Source organism: Streptomyces albireticuli, assembly GCF_002192455.1.
Classification (GTDB): domain Bacteria; phylum Actinomycetota; class Actinomycetes; order Streptomycetales; family Streptomycetaceae; genus Streptomyces; species Streptomyces albireticuli_B.
In genome coordinates, this window is the sequence record NZ_CP021744.1 from 7,724,297 (window position 1) to 7,746,938 (window position 22,642).

At 73.2% G+C, this 22,642-nt stretch carries 14 protein-coding genes; all 14 read left to right on the forward strand.

Features of this window, described 5'->3' with window-relative positions; all coding sequences use genetic code 11:
- The first annotated feature begins 23 nt into the window (after positions 1-23).
- The 14 genes from SMD11_RS32885 to SMD11_RS32950 all read left to right on the forward strand — a co-directional run bounded on the left by SMD11_RS32885 (position 24) and on the right by SMD11_RS32950 (position 22,626).
- Entirely contained in the window at positions 24-1,829 is a 1,806-nt protein-coding gene (locus SMD11_RS32885; RefSeq protein WP_087929908.1) for a non-ribosomal peptide synthetase, read from the forward strand.
- On the forward strand, positions 1,826-3,115 hold the full coding sequence (locus SMD11_RS32890) for a cytochrome P450 (protein WP_087929909.1): 1,290 nt from the start codon (positions 1,826-1,828) through the stop codon (positions 3,113-3,115). The genes SMD11_RS32885 and SMD11_RS32890 overlap by 4 nt, the downstream gene beginning before the upstream one ends.
- Positions 3,112-4,458 carry a M20/M25/M40 family metallo-hydrolase gene (locus SMD11_RS32895; protein WP_087929910.1) on the forward strand — a complete coding sequence of 449 codons (1,347 nt, stop codon included), beginning with the start codon at positions 3,112-3,114 and terminating at the stop codon, positions 4,456-4,458. The genes SMD11_RS32890 and SMD11_RS32895 overlap by 4 nt, the downstream gene beginning before the upstream one ends.
- A complete protein-coding gene (locus SMD11_RS32900; RefSeq protein ID WP_087929911.1) occupies positions 4,451-5,362 on the forward strand; it encodes a GNAT family N-acetyltransferase in 912 nt (303 codons plus the stop codon). Before SMD11_RS32895 ends, SMD11_RS32900 begins: the two co-directional genes overlap by 8 nt.
- Positions 5,362-5,970: a hypothetical protein gene (locus tag SMD11_RS32905; protein ID WP_087929912.1), complete on the forward strand. Its 609-nt coding sequence runs from the start codon at positions 5,362-5,364 to the stop codon at positions 5,968-5,970. The genes SMD11_RS32900 and SMD11_RS32905 overlap by 1 nt, the downstream gene beginning before the upstream one ends.
- Complete coding sequence (locus SMD11_RS32910) at positions 5,967-6,992, forward strand: BtrH N-terminal domain-containing protein (protein ID WP_159395435.1); 1,026 nt, start codon at positions 5,967-5,969, stop codon at positions 6,990-6,992. The genes SMD11_RS32905 and SMD11_RS32910 overlap by 4 nt, the downstream gene beginning before the upstream one ends.
- Positions 6,989-8,392: a DegT/DnrJ/EryC1/StrS family aminotransferase gene (locus SMD11_RS32915; RefSeq protein ID WP_087929914.1), complete on the forward strand. Its 1,404-nt coding sequence runs from the start codon at positions 6,989-6,991 to the stop codon at positions 8,390-8,392. Before SMD11_RS32910 ends, SMD11_RS32915 begins: the two co-directional genes overlap by 4 nt.
- Positions 8,389-8,709 carry an acyl carrier protein gene (locus SMD11_RS32920; RefSeq protein ID WP_087929915.1) on the forward strand — a complete coding sequence of 107 codons (321 nt, stop codon included), beginning with the start codon at positions 8,389-8,391 and terminating at the stop codon, positions 8,707-8,709. The genes SMD11_RS32915 and SMD11_RS32920 overlap by 4 nt, the downstream gene beginning before the upstream one ends.
- On the forward strand, positions 8,702-9,952 hold the full coding sequence (locus SMD11_RS32925) for a hypothetical protein (RefSeq protein ID WP_087929916.1): 1,251 nt from the start codon (positions 8,702-8,704) through the stop codon (positions 9,950-9,952). Before SMD11_RS32920 ends, SMD11_RS32925 begins: the two co-directional genes overlap by 8 nt.
- A gap of 185 nt (positions 9,953-10,137) precedes the next feature.
- Complete coding sequence (locus SMD11_RS32930; protein ID WP_087929917.1) at positions 10,138-13,494, forward strand: non-ribosomal peptide synthetase; 3,357 nt, start codon at positions 10,138-10,140, stop codon at positions 13,492-13,494.
- Entirely contained in the window at positions 13,494-14,378 is an 885-nt protein-coding gene (locus SMD11_RS36945) for a condensation domain-containing protein (RefSeq protein WP_087929918.1), read from the forward strand. The genes SMD11_RS32930 and SMD11_RS36945 overlap by 1 nt, the downstream gene beginning before the upstream one ends.
- The gene (locus tag SMD11_RS32940; RefSeq protein WP_267896895.1) at positions 14,357-20,782 is read left to right on the forward strand and encodes an amino acid adenylation domain-containing protein; all 6,426 of its coding nucleotides are present in this window, start codon (positions 14,357-14,359) and stop codon (positions 20,780-20,782) included. The genes SMD11_RS36945 and SMD11_RS32940 overlap by 22 nt, the downstream gene beginning before the upstream one ends.
- A gap of 13 nt (positions 20,783-20,795) precedes the next feature.
- The gene (locus SMD11_RS32945; protein WP_087929920.1) at positions 20,796-22,127 is read left to right on the forward strand and encodes an MFS transporter; all 1,332 of its coding nucleotides are present in this window, start codon (positions 20,796-20,798) and stop codon (positions 22,125-22,127) included.
- Between the two features lie 148 nt (positions 22,128-22,275).
- Complete coding sequence (locus SMD11_RS32950) at positions 22,276-22,626, forward strand: VOC family protein (RefSeq protein ID WP_087929921.1); 351 nt, start codon at positions 22,276-22,278, stop codon at positions 22,624-22,626.
- Positions 22,627-22,642: the final 16 nt, after the last annotated feature.

The window sequence follows — 22,642 nt, forward strand, 5'->3', positions numbered from 1 at the left end:
TTCCCGCGGAGAAGGATTCCCCGATGACCACCACCGCAGACGCCGGCGCACCCGCCCGCAGCGGGAACGCCCAGTCCGTCCACGAGCTCTTCGAACACCGGGTGGCGCTGACCCCGGACGCCACCGCGCTCAGCCGCGGCACCGAGCGGATCGGCTACGCCGAACTCAACGCCAGGGCCAACCGGCTCGCACACCTGCTGCGCGAGCGCGGCGTCGCCCCCGGCAGCAACGTCGCCGTCTGCGCCGAGCGCTCGCCCGAGGTGATCGTCGCACTGCTCGCCGTGCTCAAGGCCGGCGGCGCCTACGTCGCCCTCGACCCCAAGCAGCCCTACGAGCGGCACCGCACCATCCTCACCGACGCCGGCGCCACCGTCCTGCTCACCCAGGAGCGCCTCCTCGCCGGGCTGGACGGGCTGGAGGAGCTGGTCGGGCACCCCGTGCTCCTCGACCGCCCCGACCCCACCCTCGCGGACCGGCCCGCCACCGACCCCGGCCTGCCCGGCGACCCGGAGCGCCCCGCCTACATCGCCTACACCTCCGGCTCGACCGGCACGCCCAAGGGCGTCGTGGTCCCGCACCGCGCCGTGCTGCGCCTGGTCACCGAGCCGAACTTCCTCACCGTCGGCCCCGAGGACGCGGTCCTCCAGTTCGCGCCGGTCGCCTTCGACGCCTCCACCCTGGAGATCTGGGCCCCGCTCCTCAACGGCGCCCGCCTCGCGGTCTTCCCGTCCCACGAGCCCAGCCTCGACCAGCTCGCCGAAACGGTCGAGAACGAGGGCGTCACCATCATGTGGCTGACCGCCGGGCTCTTCCACCAGATGGTCGACGGCCCCCTGCACCGGCTCTCCGGCGTCCGCCAGCTCCTGGCCGGCGGCGACGTCCTCTCCGTCGCCCATGTGAACAAGGCGCTGGCCATGCTCCCCGGCATCCGCGTCATCAACGGCTACGGCCCCACCGAGAACACCACCTTCACCTGCTGCCACGTGATGACCGAGCCCGTCGGTTCCGACACCGTGCCGATCGGCGTGCCCGTCACCGGCACCCGGATCCACGTCCTCGACGAGCGGGGACAGCCGGTCACCGGCGAGGAGCCCGGCGAACTCTACGCGGGTGGCGACGGCGTGGCCCTCGGCTACCTCGGCCGCCCGGAGCAGACCGCCGAGCGCTTCGTCCCCGACCCCGCCGCCCCGGGCCGCCTGCTGTACCGCACCGGCGACCTCGTACGCCGCCGCGCCGACGGCGTCGTGGAGTTCCTCGGCCGCGCCGACAACCAGGTCAAGATCCGCGGCTTCCGCGTCGAACCCGGCGAGATCGAGGCCGCGCTGCTCGCCCGGCCGGAGATCACCGACGCCGCCGTCGTCGCCCAGGAGCACGCCCGTATGGGCCGCCGGCTCGTCGCCTTCTACGTCGCCGACCACGGCCTGTCCGTGCCCGAACTGCGCCGCGGCCTGGCCGAGGTCCTGCCGCCCTACATGGTCCCCGCGGCCTTCGCCCGGCTCATGGCCCTGCCGCTGACCCTCAACGGCAAGGTCGACCGCGCCGAACTCCGCAAGGACGTCAACCGCGACCGCCCCGACCTGGGCAGCGACTACCGCGCCCCCGAGGGCGAGGTGGCGGCGGCCCTCGCGCTGATGTGGGGCGACCTCATGGAGATCGACGAGATCGGTGCCGACGACGACTTCTTCGAGCTCGGCGGCCACTCCCTGATGGCCACCCAGATCACGGCCGACATCGCCACCCTGTGGGGCGTCGAGGTCCCGCCGCGCGCCTTCTACGAGAACCCCACCGTGGCCGAGCTGGCCCAGGTCGTCGAGGAGCTGAAGCGGTGAGGATCAGCGTTCCCGTCGAGGGCCAGGACATCGACCTGGACACCGTCGACCTCTTCGACCCCCGGCTGTACGCCACCGGCGACCCGCACCCCGTCTGGCACGCCCTGCGGCAGCGGGCCCCCGTCCACCGGCAGACCCTGCCCGACGGGCGGTCGTTCTGGTCGGTGACCAAATACCACGACGTCAACGACGTACTGCGGGACCACACCCGCTTCACCTCCACCAAGGGCACCCTGCTGAGCATCCTCGGCGCCCAGGACCCGGCCGGCGGCAAGATGATGGCCGCCAGCGACCCGCCCACGCACACCGCGATGCGCGAGCCGCTGATGAAGGTCATGTCCCACCGGGCCCTGAAGGACCGGCAGCCGCAGATCCGCCGGATCGTGCACCGCCGCATGCTCTCCCACCTGCTGGACGGCGGCGTCTGGGACATCGCGACCACGGCCGCCGACTTCCCCATGGCGTTCACCGGCTCCCTCATGGGCCTGCCCGAACGGGACTGGCCGCGGCTGACCAAGCTCACCACCATGGCCGTCGCCCCCACCGACTCCGAGTTCCAGGAGGGCAGCGGCCACGGCACCCTGGTCGCCGCCCACCACGAGCTCTTCGACTACTTCTCCCGGTTCGTCCGCCGGCACCCCGGCGGGGACGACGACCTCGTCGGCTTCCTGACCGGCATGGAGGCCGGCGGCCGCCGGCTGCGCCACGACGAGATCGTCTACAACTGCTACAGCCTGCTCCTGGGCGCCAACGTCACCACCCCGCACGCCATCGCCTCGACCGTCCTCGCCCTCATCGAGCACCCGGAGGAGTACCGGCGGCTGCTCGCCGACCCCTCCCTGGTGCCCGGCGCCGTCGACGAGGGCCTGCGCTGGTCCTCACCCGCCAACCACTTCATGCGCTACGCCGTCCACGACCTCGAACTGCGCGGCGTGTCCATCAAACGGGGCGACGCGCTCGTCACCTGGCTCGGCTCGGCCAACCGCGACGAGGACGTCTTCCCCGACCCGTACCGCTTCGACATCACCCGCCGCCCCAACCGGCACGTCGCCTTCGGCTTCGGCCCGCACTACTGCATCGGCGCGCCCCTGGCGAAGATCGCCCTGAACCTCCTCTTCGAGGAGATCGTGCGCGTGGTGGAGCGCTTCGAGGTCGCGGGCCCCGTCGAGCACCTGGAGTCGAACTTCGTGGCCGGCATCAAGCACCTGCCGCTGACCGCCCGGCTGCGCGACGGAGCGGAAGACCTGCTGAGGGACGCCGTACAGGACGGACTGGTCGAAGCATGAGCACCGGCACGAAGAACCCCACCGGCTTCCCCACCGACCCCGTCGGCATCGCCCAGCGGCTCATCCGCTTCGCGACCGTCAACCCGCCCGGGGCGGAAGCCGCCTGCGTGCACTGGGTACGCGACCTCCTCGACGCCGCCGGGCTCGACACCCGGCTGCTGGCCAAGGACCCCGGCCGGCCCAACCTGATCGCCCGGCTGCCCGGCCGGGGCCTCGTGCCGCCGCTGCTGCTCCACGCCCACGTGGACGTCGTCCCGGTGGCCGGGCAGGAATGGACCAGGGACCCCTTCGGCGGCGAGGTCGTCGACGGGGAACTGTGGGGGCGCGGCGCGGTCGACATGAAGGGCCACCTGGCCATGATGCTGGCCGCCCTGCTGCGGCTCGCCGCCGCCGGGACCCCGCCGGCCGGGGACGTCGTCCTCGCGGTCGTCGCCGACGAGGAGGCGGGCAGCGCCACCGGCGCCCGCTTCCTCGTCGAGGAACACCCCGAGCTCTTCGCGGGCGTCCGCCACGCCATCGGCGAGGACGGCGGCGCCGAACTCGGCCTCGGCCGCCAGGTGCGGCTGCACCCCGTCGTGGTCGCCGAGAAGCGCGCCGTATGGGTCCGCGCGACCCTGCACGGCACGCCCGGCCACGCCTCCCGCGCGGCCGGCCCCACCGGCGCCGCGCACAAGCTCCAGCGGCTGCTCACCGCCATCGACGGCGGTGGCCTGGGCACCCTCATGACCCCGGCCGTCGACCGCATGCTCCAGGAGCTGGCGGCGGCCCTGCCGCAGCCCTTCGGCTCGCGCGTCGCCGCCTTCCGGGCCGACCCCGACGACCCCGCCGCCCTCGCCGGCATGGACGAGACCGACGCCCGCTACCTGCGCTCCCTCGTCCAGCACACCGTCAACGCCACCGTCGTCCACGGCGGCACGGCCACCAACGTCCTGCCCGCCCGGATCGACGTCGAGCTCGACGGCCGGCTGCTGCCCGGCGACTTCGGCCGCGAGGACTTCCTCCGGCAACTGCGCGAACGCGTCGGCTGCGACATGGACCTGGAGGTCCTCGTCGAAGGCGACAAGATGCCCGCGCCACGGCTCGACGGGTTCTACGAACGGCTCGCCGGCATCCTCAAGGCGAAGGACCCCGAAGGCATCCCCTTCCCCATGGTGACGACCGCTTCCACCGACGCCCGCCTCTTCCCCCGGCTCGGCATCCAGTGCTACGGGTGGCTCCCGCTGCTGCACGACCTCGACCGCTCCTACCGCGGCCGGCTGCACTGCCCCGACGAGCGGATCGCCGTCGGCGCCCTGGAGTTCGGGGCGGACTGCTTCCACGAATTGCTGATCGGCCATGACTGAACGGACCCCGTGGCCGGACACGGCGACCGGCCCGGGCGTGGTCGCCCTGACCACCGGGCAGGCCCTCGCCGCCGGCCGCCCGGACCGCATCGCCGCCCTCACCAGAGCCGCCTACCGCGGCTCCGACCCGCTGCCCGGCCTGCCCGTCCCCGACGGCGCCGCCGAGACCGCGGACCGGGTCCGCGCCGACGTGGCCCGCGGCGCGACCGTCTGGCTCGCGCACGACCACGCGGGCGAGCCCGCCGGGACCCTGCGCGTCCACGCCCGGCCCGACGGCGCCTGGGAGATCGGCCGGGTCTCGGTCGGCCCCGCCGCCCGCGGCGGGGGAGTGGCCCGGGCCCTGCTGCGCGCCGTGGAGAGCGCCGCCGCCGCACACGGCGTGCCCGTGCTCCGCCTGGACGCGGTCGTCGAACGCTGCCTGCCCCCGCTCTACGCGCGCCTGGGCTTCACACCCGTGCACCACTGGCCGAGCGACGACAAACCGCTCACCGAGGTCACCATGGAACGCCGCCCCGGCACACCCGTGGACCCCCGCACACCACCCTGGGCGGCGCCGGACCCGGACGCCCTGTGCGTCCGGTGGCTGACGACCCCCGCCGCGCTCGTCGCCGTCGTCGGCGACGACACGGCCGCCGTCCCCGGGGCCCGCCTCGCCGGCCTCGACGTCTGGCACGGCGCGACCTCCCCGCAGCGGGCCGGCCTCACGGAGCGGCTCGCCGCGCTCGGCCGCCGCGTCGGCGACACGGTGATCGCCTTCCCGTCCGCACGCGCCGCCACGCGCGCCCACCTCATGCCCCGCACCGTGGAGCCACGCCTGCACGCCTGGTGCCGCTTCCGGCCCGGCGCCGAGCCGCCTCTGCGGGCCCTTTCCGCCGTCCCTACTGCCGCAGTCAGGTGCACTTGATGGATCGACTCCCCGACCGGGCCGGCCGCCGACAGCCGCGGGCCGTCCCGGTGAACCTCGCGGAACACGCCGACAACACCGGCATCACCCGCGCCGACGCCCTCTCCACGGGCGCCTTCAACATCTGGGGCAACACCTTCCCCGCCGACGAACTGCCCGCCGGCGGCCCCGTCGTCGTCGACGGCGTGCCCTTCCTGTTCCCGGAGGCCGCCCCCGGGCGGCCCGACAACGTCCGCTGCGCCGGCCAGCTGATCGAGGTGCCCACCGGGCGCTACGACTGGATCCAGCTGCTCGCCGCCGCCGAGCGCCGCACCGAGGACCAGGTGCTGCTGCACTACGCCGACGGCTCGGTCGACCCCGAGTGGCTGCGCGTGCCCGACTTCTGGCCGGAGACCGGCTCCCGCGTCGGCGGCAGCCCCGCCTTCACCTGCACGCGCATGCACTACCCGCGCCACGTCGAGCGCAAGATGGGCCCCGTCATCTGGCGCCACCGGGTGCCCGTGCCCCGCGAGAGCGACCTGAGCGCCCTGCGGCTGCCCGACAACCCGGCCGTCCACCTGTTCGCGATGACCCTGCTCCCCGGCGCCCCGCTGGAGGTGGCCGCGTGAAGGCCCTGCTGGAGAACGTCCGCCCCTGGCGCCACGACCTCGGCGGCTGCCTGCACGGCTGCCTGGCCACGCTCCTGGAGCACCGCGGCATCCCCGCGCTGCCCGTCCTCGGCGCGGCCTGGACCTTCCGCCACTTCCCCGGCGGCGTCCGCCGCGAGGAGTACTACTACCCCTGCGCGAACGGCGAATCGCTGCTGGCCGCGCTCGCCCCCCACCACCCCGTACGCTCCACCTGGCACGAGCCCGCCGACGCGACGACCGGCTGGGAACAGGTCAGGGACGCGGTGACCGCCGGCACGCCCGTCGCCGTCGCCGTCGACAACTACCACCTGCCGTTCCGCCCCGCCTACCGGGACGTGCACTCCAACCACCTGGTCGTCGTGCACGGCTTCGACGAGGAACGCGGCACCGTCCGCGTCCTGGACGCCGTGCCGCCGGCCTTCCACGGCGACATCACCCTCGACGAGCTCACCGCCGCGCGCGACTCCGGCAACGAACTGGTCCACGAGCGCGACATGTTCTTCACCGGCGTCCACATCGACAACCGCTGGCTCTCCCTCGTCCTGGACGCCGCCCCCGAGGACTTCCCCGCGCTCGACCGCACCGAGGTCGCCCGGGTCCTCGGCCTCAACCTCGCGCACTTCGCCGCCCCGGCCGACGGCGACACCTGCACCGGCCTCGCCGGCCAGCAGGCGTTCCTGGAGGACAACGTCAAGCGGCTCACCGCCGGCGAGGACATCCGCGACGAGCTGTTCGTCGCCGCGGGTGCCGCCCTCGCCTGCACCGCGGTCCACGCCGACTGGCTGGCCCACGCCGGGCGCACCCTCGACCTCCCCGGCCTCGTGGAACAGGCCCGGTCGGTCGAGCGCGTCGCCCACCACTGGTCGGCCATCCGCATCATGGCGGCGCTCACCCGGGACGGCGGACTCACCCCCCGGCGCCTGGCCGGCCGCGTCCACGCACTCCTGAAGGACCACGAGAGCGTCCTCACCGCACTCGAAGACGAGAGGGCAGAACTGTGACAGCACAGCGGCCGACCGACCCCGCGAGCAGGCTCGCGATGCTCGGCGGTGCCCGGGCCGTGCCCAAGGACCTGCGCATCGCCGCCTGGCCACGGGTCACCGAACAGGACGAGGAGGCCGTGCACCGGGCCCTCGCCTCCGGCCGGTACACCACCGCCTCCTCCGGCGAACGGGAGATCCCCGGCCTGGAGGAGGAGTGGGCCCGCTTCACCGGCACCCGCCACGCCATAGCCGTCAGCAACGGCACCGCCGCGATCACCGTCGCCCTCGGCGCCCTCGGCATCGAACCGGGCGACGAGGTCATCGTCCCCGCGCTGAGCTTCATCGCCACCGCGGCCGCGCCCCTGCACCTGCTCGCCGTGCCGGTCTTCGTCGACATCGACCCGCGCACCTACAATATGACCCCCGAGGCCGTCGAGGCCGCGATCACCCCGCGCACCAGGGCGATCGTCGTCGTCCACCTGCACGGCCTGCCCGCCGAGATGGACGAGATCACCGCGCTCGCCGCCCGCCACGGCATCGCCGTCGTCGAGGACGCCGCCCAGGCACACGGCGCCGAGTACCGGGGCCGCCCGGCCGGCTCCATCGGCGCGATCAACACCTTCAGCCTCAACGTCAGCAAGAACCTCGCCACCTGCGGCGAAGGCGGACTGATCACCACCGACGACGACCGGCTGGCCACCCGCGCCACCATGCTGCGCCAGTTCGGCGAGCTGATCCCCGAGCGCGGCGAACGCTCCTACGTCGCCCACCTCCTCGGCTGGAACAACAAGCCCAGCGCCCTCCAGGCCGCCTTCACCCGCAGCCAGCTCACCCGCCTGCCCGAGGAGTCCAAGCGGCGCGACGAGAACGTACGCCCGCTCCTGGAACGGGTCGCCGCCCTGCCCGGCTTCCTGCCGCCGGTCGTCCCCGGCGACCGCACCCACGCCTGGCACATCCTGCGCTTCCGCGTCGACCCGGCCGCCTTCGGCCTGGACGACCACCTCGCCGGACCGCTGCGCGCCACCGTCCAGCGCGCCCTGCGCGCCGAGGGCGTGCCCGCCGCCCCCTACCAGCTGATGCCCCTGCCCGCCCAGCGCGTCTTCCGCGAGCGCCGCGGCCTCGGCGCCTACCCCTGGGCCCTGCCCGGCGTGCCCGAACGCCCCTACCGCGAGGAGGACTTCCCGGTCACCCACCGCGTCATCGACGACTCCTTCGCCCTCCAGAAGGCCCACCTGCACCCGGACGCCGGCCCGCTGCTCCAGCGCTACGCCGACGCCTTCGAGAAGGTCTGGGAGCACCGCGACAAGCTCACCGGGATCGCCGCCTCCATGCCGTACACCCACCCCTGGGAGCAGGCCGGGAAGATCGCGGAAGCCGAGTGGGACGCCGCGTTCGGCACGCCGGAGGGACAGTCGTGAGCACCGGGACACAGCTCCGGCAGGAGCTCACCGACATGTGGCAGGAGATCTTCGCCGTCCCCGACGAGGAGTTCGACAGCGAGGAGAGCCTCTTCGAGGCCGGCGGCACCTCCCTCCAGGCCGTCCAGCTCATGACGCGCATCGAGGAGGCCTACGGCGTCCAGATCCCGCTGCCCGTCGTCTTCGCCGAGGGCAGCGTCGACCGGCTCGCCGAACTGGTCGAGGAAGGACTGCTCGCCTCCCTCGGAGAGCTCTCCGAGGAGGAGGCGCTGCGCATGCTCCAGGAGGAGACCGAGCGGGCCGCGCGCGATGCCTGAGCGGCTGGCGGTCGTCTACGACAACGGGGCGGTCAGCCCCGTGGAGATCGCCCACGCCGCGACCGGCCTGTGCGACATCGTGCTCGTCGTGGACCCCGGCTCCCCGGCGGTGGCCGCCTCGCTGCCCGTACTGGAGCGTGCCGGCACCCTGGTGCGGCACACCGCCGACACCCCGCCGGAGGCCACGGTGGAGCGGCTGAGGGCGCTGGGCACCGCCGGCATCACCACCTTCACCGACGCCCGCCTCGACCTCACCGCCCACCTCGCCCGGGCCCTGGGCCTGCGCTTCCACACCCCCGAGGTGGCCGCGGCCCTGGGCGACAAACTGCGCCAGCGCACCCGGCTGGCCGCGGCCGGCGCGCCGGTGGTCAGGTTCGCCGAACTCTCCCACGCCGGGGACACCGCGGCCGCGCTGGCGGCCGTCGGGCTGCCCGCCGTCCTCAAGCCCCGGCGGGGCGCGGGCAGCCGGGCCACGTTCCCCGTCGGCTCCGCCGCCGAGTTCCACCGCGTGGCCGCCGGACTGCTGGCGGCGGGGGAGGGCCCGCTCATCGCCGAGGAACGGCTCCTCGGCGACCCGGCCGTCGCCGGCCCCCGCTGGGGCGACTACGTCTCCGTCGAATCGGTCGTCGACGGCGAGCACGTCACCCACCTCGGCATCACCGGAAAGCTCCCGCTCGTCGAACCCTTCCGCGAGAGCGGGGTGTTCTTCCCCAGCACCCTGGACGAGCCGGTCGCCGCGCGCGTCCTGGCACACACGGAGGAGGCGCTGAGGGCGCTCGGCGTGACCTCCGGCGTCACCCACACCGAGTTCAAGCTCACCCCGGACGGCCCGCGGCTCATCGAGGTCAACGGCCGCCTCGGCGGCTTCGTCAACGACCTCGTCGGCCGCGCCACCGGCGTGAACGTGCTCCGCCTCGCCCTGGAGAACGCCCTGACCACGGGCGCCCCCGTACCGCGGCGGCTCGACGCGCCCACGGCGGCTCCGCGCGTCACCTTCCAGCGGTTCGCCCCACCCCCCGTCGCGGCGACCACCGTGACCGGCATCACCGGCCGCAAGGAGGCCCGGCGCCTCCCCGGCGTCGCCCGCGTCGAGATCGTCCGGCGGCCCGGCGACCCCGTGGACTGGCGGCAAGGCACCCAGGCGTTCACCGCCATCGTCTACGGGGAGGCACCCGGCCACGAGGCCCTCGACAAGACCCTCGCGGCGCTCGACGACACCCTCCGCGTCGACTACGACGCCTGAGCACCGCACCGCGGGCCCCGTCGGTCAGCACGGTGTCCACAAAGCGGGGACGGCGGCTCCACACCCGTGTGGACGCGCCGTCCCCGGCCAGTTCACTAGCGTCAGGATCCAGGGTCGTCCTGCCACGACCGGATCGCAGAACCGGTTCGCGGGACCGGGCGGAACAAGGTTCGAAGGGATCGAGGATGAGCATGACGGGACCGGGCGAGACCTCCACCGGGACGGCCAGTCTTTCCGACATCAAACGCGCGCTCCTGGACGCCAAGCTCACCAGGCAGCGCGCCGAGGCCGCGGAACGCAACCGCATCGCCCCCGTGCCCCGCACCGGCCGGCTCCAGGTCTCCGACCAGCAGCGCCACCTGTGGACCCTGCACCAGCTGGCGCCCGGACAGCCCGTCTACAACGTGCCCTTCGTCCTGCGCCTGCGCGGCACCCTGGACACCGAGGCCCTGGCCGGGGCCCTGCGCGCCCTCGTCGCCCGCCACGAGGCGCTCCGCACCCGCTTCGGCTCCGAGCACGGCGTGCCCTACCAGAGCGTCGACGACGCGCCCGCCGCCTGGCCGCTGCCGGTGACCGACCTCTCCCACCTGCCCGGAGCCGAACGCGACGACCGCGCCCGGACCCTCGTGGAAACCCACGCCCGCGCCCCGTTCGACCTGGAGAACGGCCCGGTCTTCCGCACCCACCTGCTCCGCCTGGCCGCCGACGAGCACCTCCTCGTGCTCTGCCTGCACCACATCGTCACCGACGGCTGGTCCGTGGGCATCGTCACCCAGGAACTGGCGGCCCTCTACGGATCGGCGGACGCCTCCCTGCCCGGCCTCGCCGTCCAGCCCGCCGACCACGCCGCCTGGCAGCGGCGCCGGCTGTCCGGCGACGGCCTGCGCACCCAGATCGACTACTGGCGCACCACCCTCGCCGGCGTCCCCGCCATCGACTTCCCCACCGACCGCCCCCGCCCCTCCCAGCCCACCTGGAACGGCGCCGAACTCGAACTGGACCTGCCCGCCGAGCTCGGCGCGGCCCTGCGCGCGTGGGTGCGCGAGGAACGCGTCTCGCTGCTCGCCGTCCTCCAGGCCGCCTTCCTGACCGTGCTCTCCCGCTACACCGGCGAGGACGACCTGGCGGTCGGCTCGGTGTTCTCGGGCCGCACCCGCACCGAGGTGGAGCCGCTGGTCGGCTTCTTCGCCAACACCCTGGTCCTGCGGACGAGCACGGCCGGCGACCCGGCCTTCCGCGAACTGGTCGCCCGCTGTCAGCGGACCGTCCTGGGCGCGATGGAACACCAGGACGTCCCCTTCGGCACCCTCGTCGAGGAGCTCCGCCCCGAGCGCACCCCCGGCCGCAACCCGCTGTTCCAGATCAGCTTCACCCTGCTCACCGGCGCCATGGTCGGCGAGTTCAGCCTCGGCGACCTGGCCGTGGAGCCCGTACCCGTGGAGAACGGCACCGCCCGCTTCGACCTCGCCTTCCAGGTCGACGAGGCCACCGACGGACGCCTGCGCGTATGGCTCGAGTACTCCACCGAATTGTTCGACCGGGGCCGGATGGAACGGCTGGTCGGCCACTTCCGCTCGGTGCTCGAACAGGCCGTGGCGGCCCCGGACACCCGGGTGAGCGCGCTGACGTTGCTGACCGCGGGCGAGCGGGAGCGACTGTTGACGGGCTGGAACCCGCCCCCCGTGGCGCGGGAGGAGGACCGGCTGCTGCTGCACGAGCTGGTGGAGCGGTGGGCGCGTACGGACGGTTCGGCGCCGGCGGTGCGTTTCGAGGGTGCCGAGCTGTCGTACGGGGAGCTGGACGCGGCGGCGAACCGGCTGGCCCATGTCCTGCGCGCCGACTTCGGCGTGGGTCCCGACGCGGTGGTCGGCGTGCTGCTGGACCGGGGCCCCGAGCTGCCCGTCGGACAGCTCGCCACCCTCAAGGCCGGTGGCGCGTGGCTCCCCCTGGACCCGCAGCACCCCACCGAACGCCTCGCGTCCTACCTCTCCGACGCCCGCGCCGCCGTCGTGGTGACCACCGGCGCGCTGGCACCGGCACTGCCCGCCGACGTACCACGGCTGATCCTGGACGACCCCGAGCTCCGCGAACGACTGGCCCGTACCCCGGAGACACCGCTCACCGGCACCACCGAGCCCGACCACCTCGCGTACATCATCTACACGTCGGGGTCGACGGGTGCGCCGAAGGGGGTGATGGTGTCGCATCGGGCTGCGGTGAATTTCGTGTTGAACGCGCGGGAGTTGTTCCGTATCGGTCCGGGGGATCGTCTGTTGCAGTTCGCGAATCCGGCGTTCGATGTGTCGGTCTTTGACTTCTATGGTGCGTTGGGTTCGGGTGCGGCGGTGGTGGGTGCGTCGCGTGAGACGTTGTTGGATCCGGATGCGTTGCAGGAGTTGTTGATACGTGAGCGGGTGTCGGTGGCGGATGTGCCGCCGGCGGTGTTGAGGTTGTTGGATCCGGGGCCGTTGTCGGATCTGCGGGCGTTGTTCGTGGGGTTGGAGGCGTTTCCGGCGGAGTTGGTGAACCGGTGGTCGAACGAGGGGCGTGAGTTCCACAACGGTTATGGTCCGACCGAGGCGACGGTGGCGTGTGTGGATTATCTGTGTCCGCCGGGTGGTCTGACGGCGTCGCCGCCGATCGGTCGTGCGATGGCGAATCACCGTGCGTACGTCCTGAACGCGGAGACTTTCGAGCCGGTGCCGGTGGGTGTTCCTGGTGAGTTGTTCGTGGCGGGCGCCGGTCTGGCGCGGGGTTATCTGAACCGTCCGGATCTGACGGCGGAGCGTTTTGTCCCGGATCCGTTCGCGGGGTCCGGTGAGCGGATGTACCGCACGGGGGATGTGGTGCGGTGGCGTGAGGACGGCAACCTCGAATTCCTCGGCCGCGCGGACCGGCAGATCAAGATCCGCGGGTTGCGCATCGAACCCGGCGAGATCGAACACGCCCTGACCACCAGCCCCGGCGTCGCCCAGGCCGTCGTCACCGTCGACCGTCCCGGCACACCCGAGGCACGCCTCATCGCCTACGCCGTCGCCGAGGCCGCCCGGTCGCTGGACGCCGACGCCCTGCGCACCGGGCTCATGGACCGGCTTCCCCAGCACATGGTCCCGGCCCAGCTCATGGTCCTCGACGCCTTGCCGCTGACTCCCAACGGCAAGGTCGACCACGCCAGGCTCCCCGCGCCCCAGGAGGGAGCGGCCCGCGTCCACGTCGCACCGCGCGACGCGACCGAGCGGGACCTCGCCGAGATCTGGCACGGGCTGCTCGACGTGCCCCTGGAATCCATCGGCGCCTACGACAGCTTCTTCGACCTGGGCGGCAACTCCCTCCAGGCCACCCGCCTCATCTCCCGCATCCGCGACACCTTCCACACCGCGCTCGAACCGCGCGTCCTCTTCGCCCAGCCGGTGCTCAAGGACCTGGCCGCCCGTATCGGCGAGGAGCTCGCGACGGCCGCCGCGGAGGAGACGGACCTCGAAGCGGAGATCGCCGGGCTGTCCGAGGAGGAGCTGGACCGACTGCTGAGTGAGGAAGCCTGATGACCGAGGCGATGCCCCGACAGACGACGATCGAGGAGAAGCGGCGCGCGCTGCTGGCCCTGCGGCTGCGGCAGAAGCGCGCGGCGGAGGCCGGCGCCGACCGTATCCGCCCCGTCCTCCGCGACGGGCGGCCCCTCACGCCCTCCTACCAGCAGGAAGGTCTGTGGTTCCTGCACCAGATGGAGCCCGGCTCCCCGGTCTACAACGTGCCGTTCGCGCTGCGCCTGCGCGGGCCCCTGAAGCCCGACGCTCTGAGTGAGGCGTTCCGGCTGCTCGTCGCGCGGCACGAGGCGCTGCGCACCCGCTTCCCGGGAGACGACGGGGAACCGCGTCTGGTGGTCGACGAAGCCCCCGCCTCCTGGTCGCTGCCGGTGACCGACCTGTCGGACCTGCCGGAGCCGGAACAAGAGGAGCACATACGGCATCGGGCACACGAAGAGGCGGTACGGCCCTTCGACCTGGCCACCGGCCCCTTGCTGCGGACGGGTCTGCTGCGGCTGAGCGACACCGACCACGTCCTGCTGATGAGCCTGCACCACGTCGTCACCGACGGCTGGTCGACCGGGATCATCGTCCAGGACCTGGCCACCTTCTACAGCGGCGGCGAGCTGCCCGCACTCGACCTCCAGACCGCCGACTTCGCGGCCTGGCAGCGCGGGCAGCTGACCGGGGATGTCCTGGAAGGGCAGCTGTCCTACTGGCGGCGCACCCTGGCGGACCTGCCGGTTATCGACTTCCCCTCCGACCGGCCACGCCCCGTGGAACCGACGTCCTCCGGCGCCACCCTGGAGACGAGCCTGCCCGGCGAACTGGGGGAGGGCTGCGTGCTCTCGCCCGTAGTGAGCAGGCGTCGTTGCTGGCGGTGCTTCAGGCGGGTCTGCTGACGGTGCTCTACCGGTACACCGGTCAGGATGATCTGGCGATCGGGTCGGTGTTCTCGGGTCGTACGCGCTCCGAGGTCGAGCCCCTCGTCGGGTTGTTCGCGAACACGCTGGTGCTGCGTACCAGCACGGCGGGTGATCCGACGTTCCGTGAGCTGGTGGGTCGTTGCAAGGAGACGGTCCTGGGCGCTCTGGATCATCAGGACGTGCCGTTCACGAGGGTCGTCGACGCGCTCAAGCCCGAGCGCGTTCCCGGCCGCAACCCGCTCTTCCAGATCAGCCTCACCCTCCAGGCCGCCGGCACCAGCGGCCGCGGCTTCGCCCTGCCGGGTGTGGAGGCCGAACCCCTGGCCTCCCCCGAGATCAGCTCCCGCTTCGACCTCGGCGTCACGGTGATCGAGACACCGGAAGGCCGTCTGGACGTCGTCATCGAGTACGCGACGGAGCTGTTCGACCGGGCCCGCGTGGAGCGGCTGGCCGGTCATTTCCGTACCGTCCTGGAGCAGGCCGTGACCGGCCCGGACGCCCGGCTGGGCGCGCTGGACCTCCTGGACGCGGAAGAGCGCGAACAACTGCTGCGCGGATGGAACCCCGACCCCGTCACGCGCGATGAGGACGGGTCCCTGCTCCATGAGCTGGTGGAGCGGTGGGCGCGTACGGACGCTGCGGCGCCGGCGGTGCGCTTCGAGGGTGCCGAGCTGTCGTACGGGGAGTTGGACGCGGCGGCGAACCGGCTGGGCCACCTCCTCCGGGCGGATTTCGGGCTGGGTCCGGACGTCGTGGCGGGCGTGCTGCTGGAGCGGGGCACGGAGCTGCCGGTGGCGCAGCTGGCGGTGCTCAAGGCCGGTGGCGCGTGGCTGCCGCTCGATCCGCAGTATCCGGCGGAACGCCTGGCCGGCCAGCTGACGGACGCGGGCACGCGCGTCGTCGTGACCACGCGGGCGCTGTCCACGGCCCTGCCGGCGGACATGCCCCGCGTATGCCTCGACGACCCCGCCACTGACCGACGCCTGGCACGGATGCCCGGCTCACCCCTGCCCGGCAGCGGAACGACGCCGGAGAGCCTGGCCTACCTGATCTACACGTCGGGGTCGACGGGTGCGCCGAAGGGGGTGATGGTGTCGCATCGGGCTGCGGTGAACTTTGTGTTGAACGCGCGGGAGTTGTTCCGTATCGGTCCGGGGGATCGTCTGTTGCAGTTCGCGAATCCGGCGTTCGATGTGTCGGTCTTTGACTTCTATGGTGCGTTGGGTTCGGGTGCGGCGGTGGTGGGTGCGTCGCGTGAGACGTTGTTGGATCCGGATGCGTTGCAGGAGTTGTTGATACGTGAGCGGGTGTCGGTGGCGGATGTGCCGCCGGCGGTGTTGAGGTTGTTGGATCCGGGGCCGTTGTCGGATCTGCGGGCGTTGTTCGTGGGGTTGGAGGCGTTTCCGGCGGAGTTGGTGAACCGGTGGTCGAACGAGGGGCGTGAGTTCCACAACGGTTATGGTCCGACCGAGGCGACGGTGGCGTGTGTGGATTATCTATGCCCGCCGGGTGGTCTGACGGCGTCGCCGCCGATCGGTCGTGCGATGGCGAATCACCGTGCGTACGTCCTGAACGCGGAGACTTTCGAGCCGGTGCCGGTGGGTGTTCCTGGTGAGTTGTTCGTGGCGGGCGCCGGTCTGGCGCGGGGTTATCTGAACCGTCCGGATCTGACGGCGGAGCGTTTTGTCCCGGATCCGTTCGCGGGGTCCGGTGAGCGGATGTACCGCACGGGGGATGTGGTGCGGTGGCGTGAGGACGGCAACCTCGAATTCCTCGGCCGCGCGGACCGGCAGATCAAGATCCGCGGGTTGCGCATCGAACCCGGCGAGATCGAACACGCCCTCGCCGGCTGCGAAGGAGTCCGGCAGGGCACCGTCGTCGTCCACGACGCCGGAACCCCCGCCGCGCGGCTGATCGGCTACGTCGTGCCGACCACCGCCGGTGCCGCCGACGCCGATGACGTCCGCGCGGCGCTGATGGACCGGTTGCCGCTGCACATGGTCCCGTCCCAGGTGATGGTGATCGACGCGCTTCCCCTGACCCCCAGCGGCAAGCTCGACCGGGCCCGGCTCCCCGCCCCGCGCACGACGGCGGAATCGCGGAACACGCCCCCGAGCACCGCCACCGAACACGCCCTCGCCGGCATATGGCACACGCTGCTGGACGTCCCCACGGCGTCCATCGGCGCGCACGACAGCTTCTTCGACCTGGGCGGCAACTCCCTCCAGGCCACCCGCCTCGCCTCCCGCGTACGCGACACCTTCCACGTGTCCCTCGCCCCGCGCACCCTGTTCGCGCAGCCCGCCCTGCGGGACCTCGCCGCCCGCGTCGACCAGGCCCGGGCCACCGCGGCGGACGACCAGGACCGCGCGGCCGGCGACGCCGACCGCATCCGCCCCGTACCCCGCGACGGGCGGCCGCTCGTGCCCTCCTACCAGCAGGAGGGCCTGTGGTTCCTGCACCAGCTCGACCCCGGGTCCCCGGTGTACAACATGCCGTTCGCGCTGCGCCTGCGCGGAGCCCTGGACGCCGACGCGCTGCGTGAGGCGTTCCGGCTGCTCGTCGCGCGGCACGAGGCGCTGCGCACCCGCTTCTCCGGTGAGGGCGAGGAGCCGCGCCTGGTCGTCGACGAGGCCCCCGCGTCCTGGCCGCTGCCGGTGACCGACCTGTCCGACCTGCCGGAGCCGGCCCGGGAGGAGCGCGTACGCCTGCTCGCGGACGCGGAGGCGGTACGGCCCTTCGATCTCGCCACCGGCCCCTTGCTGCGGACGGCCCTGCTGCGGCTGAGCGACACCGACCACGTCCTGCTCATGAACCTCCACCACGTCGTCACCGACGGCTGGTCGACCGGGATCATCGGCCAGGAGCTCTCCGCGCTCCACGCCGGCACTGATCTGCCTCCGCTCCCCGTGCAGGTCGCCGACTTCGCGGCCTGGCAGCGCGAGCGGCTGACCGGGGACGTCCTGGAGGGGCAGCTGTCCTACTGGCGGCGCACCTTGGCGGACCTGCCGGTCGTCGACTTCCCCTCCGACCGGCCCCGCCCCGCCGCACCCCGGCAGACCGGAGCCGTCGTCGACCACCGGCTTGCCGCCCCCCTGAGCGAAGAGCTGCGTGCTCTCGCCCGTAGTGAGCAGGCGTCGTTGCTGGCGGTGCTTCAGGCGGGTCTGCTGACGGTGCTGTCGCGGTACACGGGTCAGGATGATCTGGCGATCGGGTCGGTGTTCTCCGGTCGTACGCGCTCCGAGGTCGAGCCCCTCGTCGGGTTGTTCGCGAACACGCTGGTGCTGCGTACCAGCACGGCGGGTGATCCGACGTTCCGTGAGCTGGTGGGTCGTTGCAAGGAGACGGTCCTGGGCGCTCTGGATCATCAGGACGTGCCGTTCACGAGGGTCGTCGACGCGCTCAAGCCCGAGCGCGTTCCCGGCCGCAACCCGCTCTTCCAGATCAGCCTCACCCTCCAGGCCGCCGACGCCGCCGGCACGCCCTTCCGGATCGGCTCCACGGCCGGCGAGTACGTCGGGACCACCGGCACCCGGGCCCGCTTCGACCTGGCCATCAGCGCGAGCGAGACCGCGGACGGCGGCATCGCCCTGCAACTGGAGTACGCCACCGAGCTCTACGACCACGACCGCGTGGAGCGGCTCGTCGACCACTTCCGCACCGTGCTGGAGCAGGCCGTGGCGGCCCCCGACGCGCCCGTCGGCGGGCTCACCCTCCTCACCGCGCGCGAACAGCGGCAGATGACGGACTGGAGCGCCGCCCAGGGCACGTACCCGGCCGACGCCTCGCTGTACGCGCTCTTCGCCGAGCAGGTACGGCTGCGGCCCGACGCCGTCGCCGTCGTCGACGGCACGGCACGGCTCACGTACCGCGAACTCGACGCGTACGCCGGGCGCCTGGCCGCCAGGCTGCGGGAGCGCGGGGTGCGCCGCGGCCACCTCGTGGGCCTGTGCGGCACGCGCTCGGCCGGCCTCGTCGCCGGCATCCTGGGGATCCTGCGGGCCGGCGGCGCGTACGTGCCGCTCGACCCCGGCTACCCGGCCGAGCGGCTGGGGTACATGCTCAAGGACTCCGGCATCGGCGTGGTGCTCGCCGAGAGCGGCGCCGAGCTGCCGGACGGCCCGTACGAGCGCGTCCCCCTCGACGGCGGGCACCCCGCCGACCGCGGCCCCGCGCCGGAGCCCGTCACCGTCGGAGGCGACGACCTCGCCTACCTCATCTACACGTCGGGTTCCACGGGCCGCCCCAAGGCCGTGATGATCCCCCACGGCAACGTCGTCCGGCTGCTGCGTTCGACCCACGAGTGGTTCGGCTTCGACGAGCGGGACGTGTGGTCGCTCTTCCACTCCTTCGCCTTCGACTTCTCCGTGTGGGAGCTGTGGGGCGCGCTCGCCTACGGCGGCCGGCTCGTGGTCGTGCCGTACTGGGAGAGCCGCTCTCCCGAGGCCTTCTACGAGCTGCTGGAGCGCGAGCGGGTGACCGTCCTGAACCAGACGCCCGCCGCCTTCCGGCAACTGGTCGCCGTGGACGAGGAACGCGGCGCGGACCTGGCGCTGCGCACGGTGGTCTTCGGCGGTGACGCGCTGGACGTGGACGCGGTGCTGCGCTGGTTCGACCGGCACGGCGAGGACACGCCGCGGCTGGTCAACATGTACGGCATCACCGAGACGACCGTGCACGTCACCTACCGCCCCCTGAGCCGGGAGCTCCTCACCCGCTCGCCCGGCCCGATCGGGGTGCCGATCCCCGATCTGTCGGTGTGGGTCGTCGACCGGGCCGGGCAGCTCGCGCCGGCCGGCGTGCCGGGCGAGATGTGGGTGGGCGGACCGGGCGTGGCCTGGGGCTACCTGGGGCGCCCGGACCTGACCGCGGAGCGCTTCGTCCCCGACCCGTTCGGCGGCGGCACGGGCCGCCTCTACCGCTCCGGCGACCTGGCGCGGCGGCTGTCCGACGGCACCCTGGAGTACCTGGGCCGGATCGACCAGCAGGTGAAGATCCGCGGCTTCCGCATCGAGCTCGGCGAGATCGACGCCGTGCTGGCCGCGCACCCCGAGGTCGGCGACGCGTTCACCACCGTGCACGGCACCGACGACGGGCGGCGGCTGATCGGCTACGTCGTGCCCGCCCCGGGCGCCGGACCCGACCTGCCCGCCCGGCTCCGCGCCCATGTGGGCACGGAACTGCCGGACTACATGGTGCCGTCGGTCGTGGTGCCGCTGGAGCGGATACCCCTGACCGTCAACGGCAAGGTCGACCGCAAGGCGCTGCCCGCCCCCGAACTCACCACGGGCGCGCCCTTCGTGGCGCCGCGCACCCCCACCGAGCGGGCCCTCGCGTCCCTGTGGGCGCGGACCCTGGGCGCCACCCGGGTCGGCGCGCTCGACGGCTTCTTCGACCTGGGCGGCAGCTCCCTGGACCTGATCCGCCTGCGGTTCGCGGTGCGCGAGTCCTTCGGCGCGCTGCTCGACGTCCGCGCGCTCTACGCGGCGCCCACGGTCGAGGCGATGGCCCGGGCGATCGACGCGCACACCCCCGCCGCGCCGGCCGCGGCGACCGGCGCCGGGGTGACGCCGCTGGTGACCCTGCGGGCCGAGGGCGGCCGGCCGCCGCTCTTCCTGGTGCACGCCGTGGGCGGCGCGGTCGTGCCCTACGTGCCGCTGGCCCGGATCCTAGACGCCGACACCCCCGTCCACGCCCTGGAACACCCGGGCCTGCACGACGACACCCACGACGACACCCACGGCGCCGCCCCGGACCTGGGCGCGCTGGCCGACACCTACCTGGCCGCCGTACGCGGGGCGTACCCGTCCGGCCCGTACCACCTGGCCGGCTGGTCGCTGGGCGGCGCCGTGGCCCTGGAGATGGCCGCACGCCTGCGGGCCGCCGGCGCGGATGTGGCGACCGTGACCCTGCTCGACACCGGGTTCCCGCCGCAGGCCGGCGAGGCGCCCGGCGAGGCCGAGCTCCTGGCCGCCTTCGGCCACGACCTCGCCGGACTCCGCGGCGCCGAGGCGCCCGCGGCCGAGCTGGAGCGGTTGGCCACCGTACCGGCCGGTGAACGGAGGGAAGAGCTCCTGTCGCTCCTGGAGCGCACCGGGCTGATCCCCGCCGGGGTGCGCGAGGAGATCCGCACCCGTGTCGCCGTTTTCCTGGCCAACTCCCGGGCGTTCCACACCCATCGGCCCACCCCGTACGACGGTCCCGTCACCTTGCTGAGCGCGCGGGCGGAGCTGGATGATCAGGTCGACCGGTGGCGGGCCTTCGCGACCGGCGGCCTGGACCACCACGTGGTCCCGGGGACCCACCACACCATGCTCCAGCACCCGCACCTGCCGGCGCTCGCGCGCACGCTGCGGCGGGTCCTGGGCCACGAGAAGTGAGGACACGGACGACATGGGCGAAGCACCGGCCGGCGGACGGCCGAGGGGACTGTGGCGGGACGCGGACTTCCTGAAGTTCTGGTCCGCGGAGAGCCTGTCGATGTTCGGCGCGCAGATCTCCGTACTGGCGATCCCGCTCCTGGCCGCCACCACCCTGGACGCGACACCGTTCCAGATGGGCGTCGTCAACGCCGCCCAGTTCGCCCCCTACATGCTCTTCACCCTGCTCGCCGGGGTGTGGATCGACCAGAACAGACGGCGCCCCATCATGATCGGCGCCAACTTCGGCAGGGCGGTGATCCTCGGACTCATCCCGCTGCTGACCGCCCTGGACGTGATGGACGTGGGGCTGCTCAGCGTCATCGTCTTCCTCGCCGCCACGCTCACCGTCCTGTTCGACCTCGCCTACCAGGCGTACATACCCTCCCTGGTCGGGCGCGACCACCTGATCGAGGGCAACGGCAAGCTGGAGGGCAGCCGCTCGCTCGCCCAGGCCAGCGGGCCCGGCCTGGGCGGTGTGCTGGTCGGGCTGGTCACCGCCCCCGCCGCGGTCCTCATCAACGCCTGCACCTACCTCGTCTCCGCGATATCGCTGCTGTTCATCCGCCGCCGCGAGGCGGAACCCGCGTCGACGGCCGCCGAGGGCTCGGTGGTCTCCCGCATCGGCACCGGCCTGCGCCTGGTCGGCAGCAACCCCTACCTGCGGGCCATCGCCGGCGAGGCCGCCACGTACAACCTCTTCAACCAGGGCCTGTGGGCCGTGCTCATCCTGTACTTGACGCGCGAACTGCACTTCGCCCCCATCACGCTGGGCGTGGTGATGGCGATGACCGGCATCGGCGCGTTCCTCGGCAGCCTGGTCGCCGGGCGGCTGGGCCGCCGGTGGGGCATCGGCCCCACCATCATGGTGACGATGGTGATCGCCTGCGCCGCCCCGCTGCTCATCCCGGCGGCCGGCGGCGGACGGCTCCTCAGCGCCGTCGTCGTCGGCCTGGCCCTGCTGATCAACGGCATGGGCGTGGTCATCAGCAACATCCAGGTGATGAGCCTGCGGCAGACCGTCGTGCCGTCGGAGATCCTGGGCCGGGCGAACGCCGGCTACCGCTTCCTCGTCACCGGCACCGCCGCCCTGGGCGCCCTGCTCGGCGGCTGGCTCGGCGGGCTCATCGGCCTGCGGGCCACCCTGGTGGTGGTCGGCCTGGGCACGCTCAGCGCGCTGGTCTTCCTCGCCCGCTCCCCGCTGCCGCGGCTGCGGGACCTGTCCGAGGTCGTGCCGGACGACGGGCGGCGCGAGGAGGGCGGGACCGCCGCCCCTCCCACCGTGGAGGCGGGGGACCCCCACTGACGCCCCTCGCCGGGAACTCCCCTCAAGACGACGTACCGCCCGGTCCCGGCACCCCGGGACCGGGCGGTACGTGCGTAATATCTGGCCCGGCCCCCGGGGTTCGCTCCCGGGGGCCGTGGTCGCAGGCAATCCGAGAGAACGGAAGACCATGGGTATCCAGCTCCAGAACGTCGTGATCGACGCGGCCGACGCCGGCAAGCTCGCCGGTTTCTGGGCGGCGGCCACCGGATGGGAGGCGGCCGACTGGTCCAGCGCGGAGGAGGCCGTGGTCCGCAACCCCGACGGCGGCCCCCACCTCTACTTCATGCGCGTCCCGGAGGCGCGGGCGGGCAAGAACCGCGTCCACCTCGACGTCGGCCCGGCCGAGGGCGGCTCGGCGAGCCGGGAGATCGAGAGGCTCACCGGCCTGGGCGCCCGCGTGCTCTCCGAGCACGAGAGCCACACCGTGCTCGCGGACCCGGAGGGCAACGAGTTCTGTGTGACGGGCGAACGCGACTGACGACGCGCGCACGCAG

Coding starts and splice junctions, on each gene's coding strand:
- SMD11_RS32885 (WP_087929908.1), top strand. CDS start 24: ATGACCACCACCGCAGACGCCGGCGCACCCGCCCGCAGCGGGAACGCC.
- SMD11_RS32895 (WP_087929910.1), top strand. CDS start 3,112: ATGAGCACCGGCACGAAGAACCCCACCGGCTTCCCCACCGACCCCGTC.
- SMD11_RS32900 (WP_087929911.1), top strand. CDS start 4,451: ATGACTGAACGGACCCCGTGGCCGGACACGGCGACCGGCCCGGGCGTG.
- SMD11_RS32905 (WP_087929912.1), top strand. CDS start 5,362: ATGGATCGACTCCCCGACCGGGCCGGCCGCCGACAGCCGCGGGCCGTC.
- SMD11_RS32925 (WP_087929916.1), top strand. CDS start 8,702: ATGCCTGAGCGGCTGGCGGTCGTCTACGACAACGGGGCGGTCAGCCCC.
- SMD11_RS32930 (WP_087929917.1), top strand. CDS start 10,138: ATGAGCATGACGGGACCGGGCGAGACCTCCACCGGGACGGCCAGTCTT.
- SMD11_RS36945 (WP_087929918.1), top strand. CDS start 13,494: ATGACCGAGGCGATGCCCCGACAGACGACGATCGAGGAGAAGCGGCGC.
- SMD11_RS32945 (WP_087929920.1), top strand. CDS start 20,796: ATGGGCGAAGCACCGGCCGGCGGACGGCCGAGGGGACTGTGGCGGGAC.
- SMD11_RS32950 (WP_087929921.1), top strand. CDS start 22,276: ATGGGTATCCAGCTCCAGAACGTCGTGATCGACGCGGCCGACGCCGGC.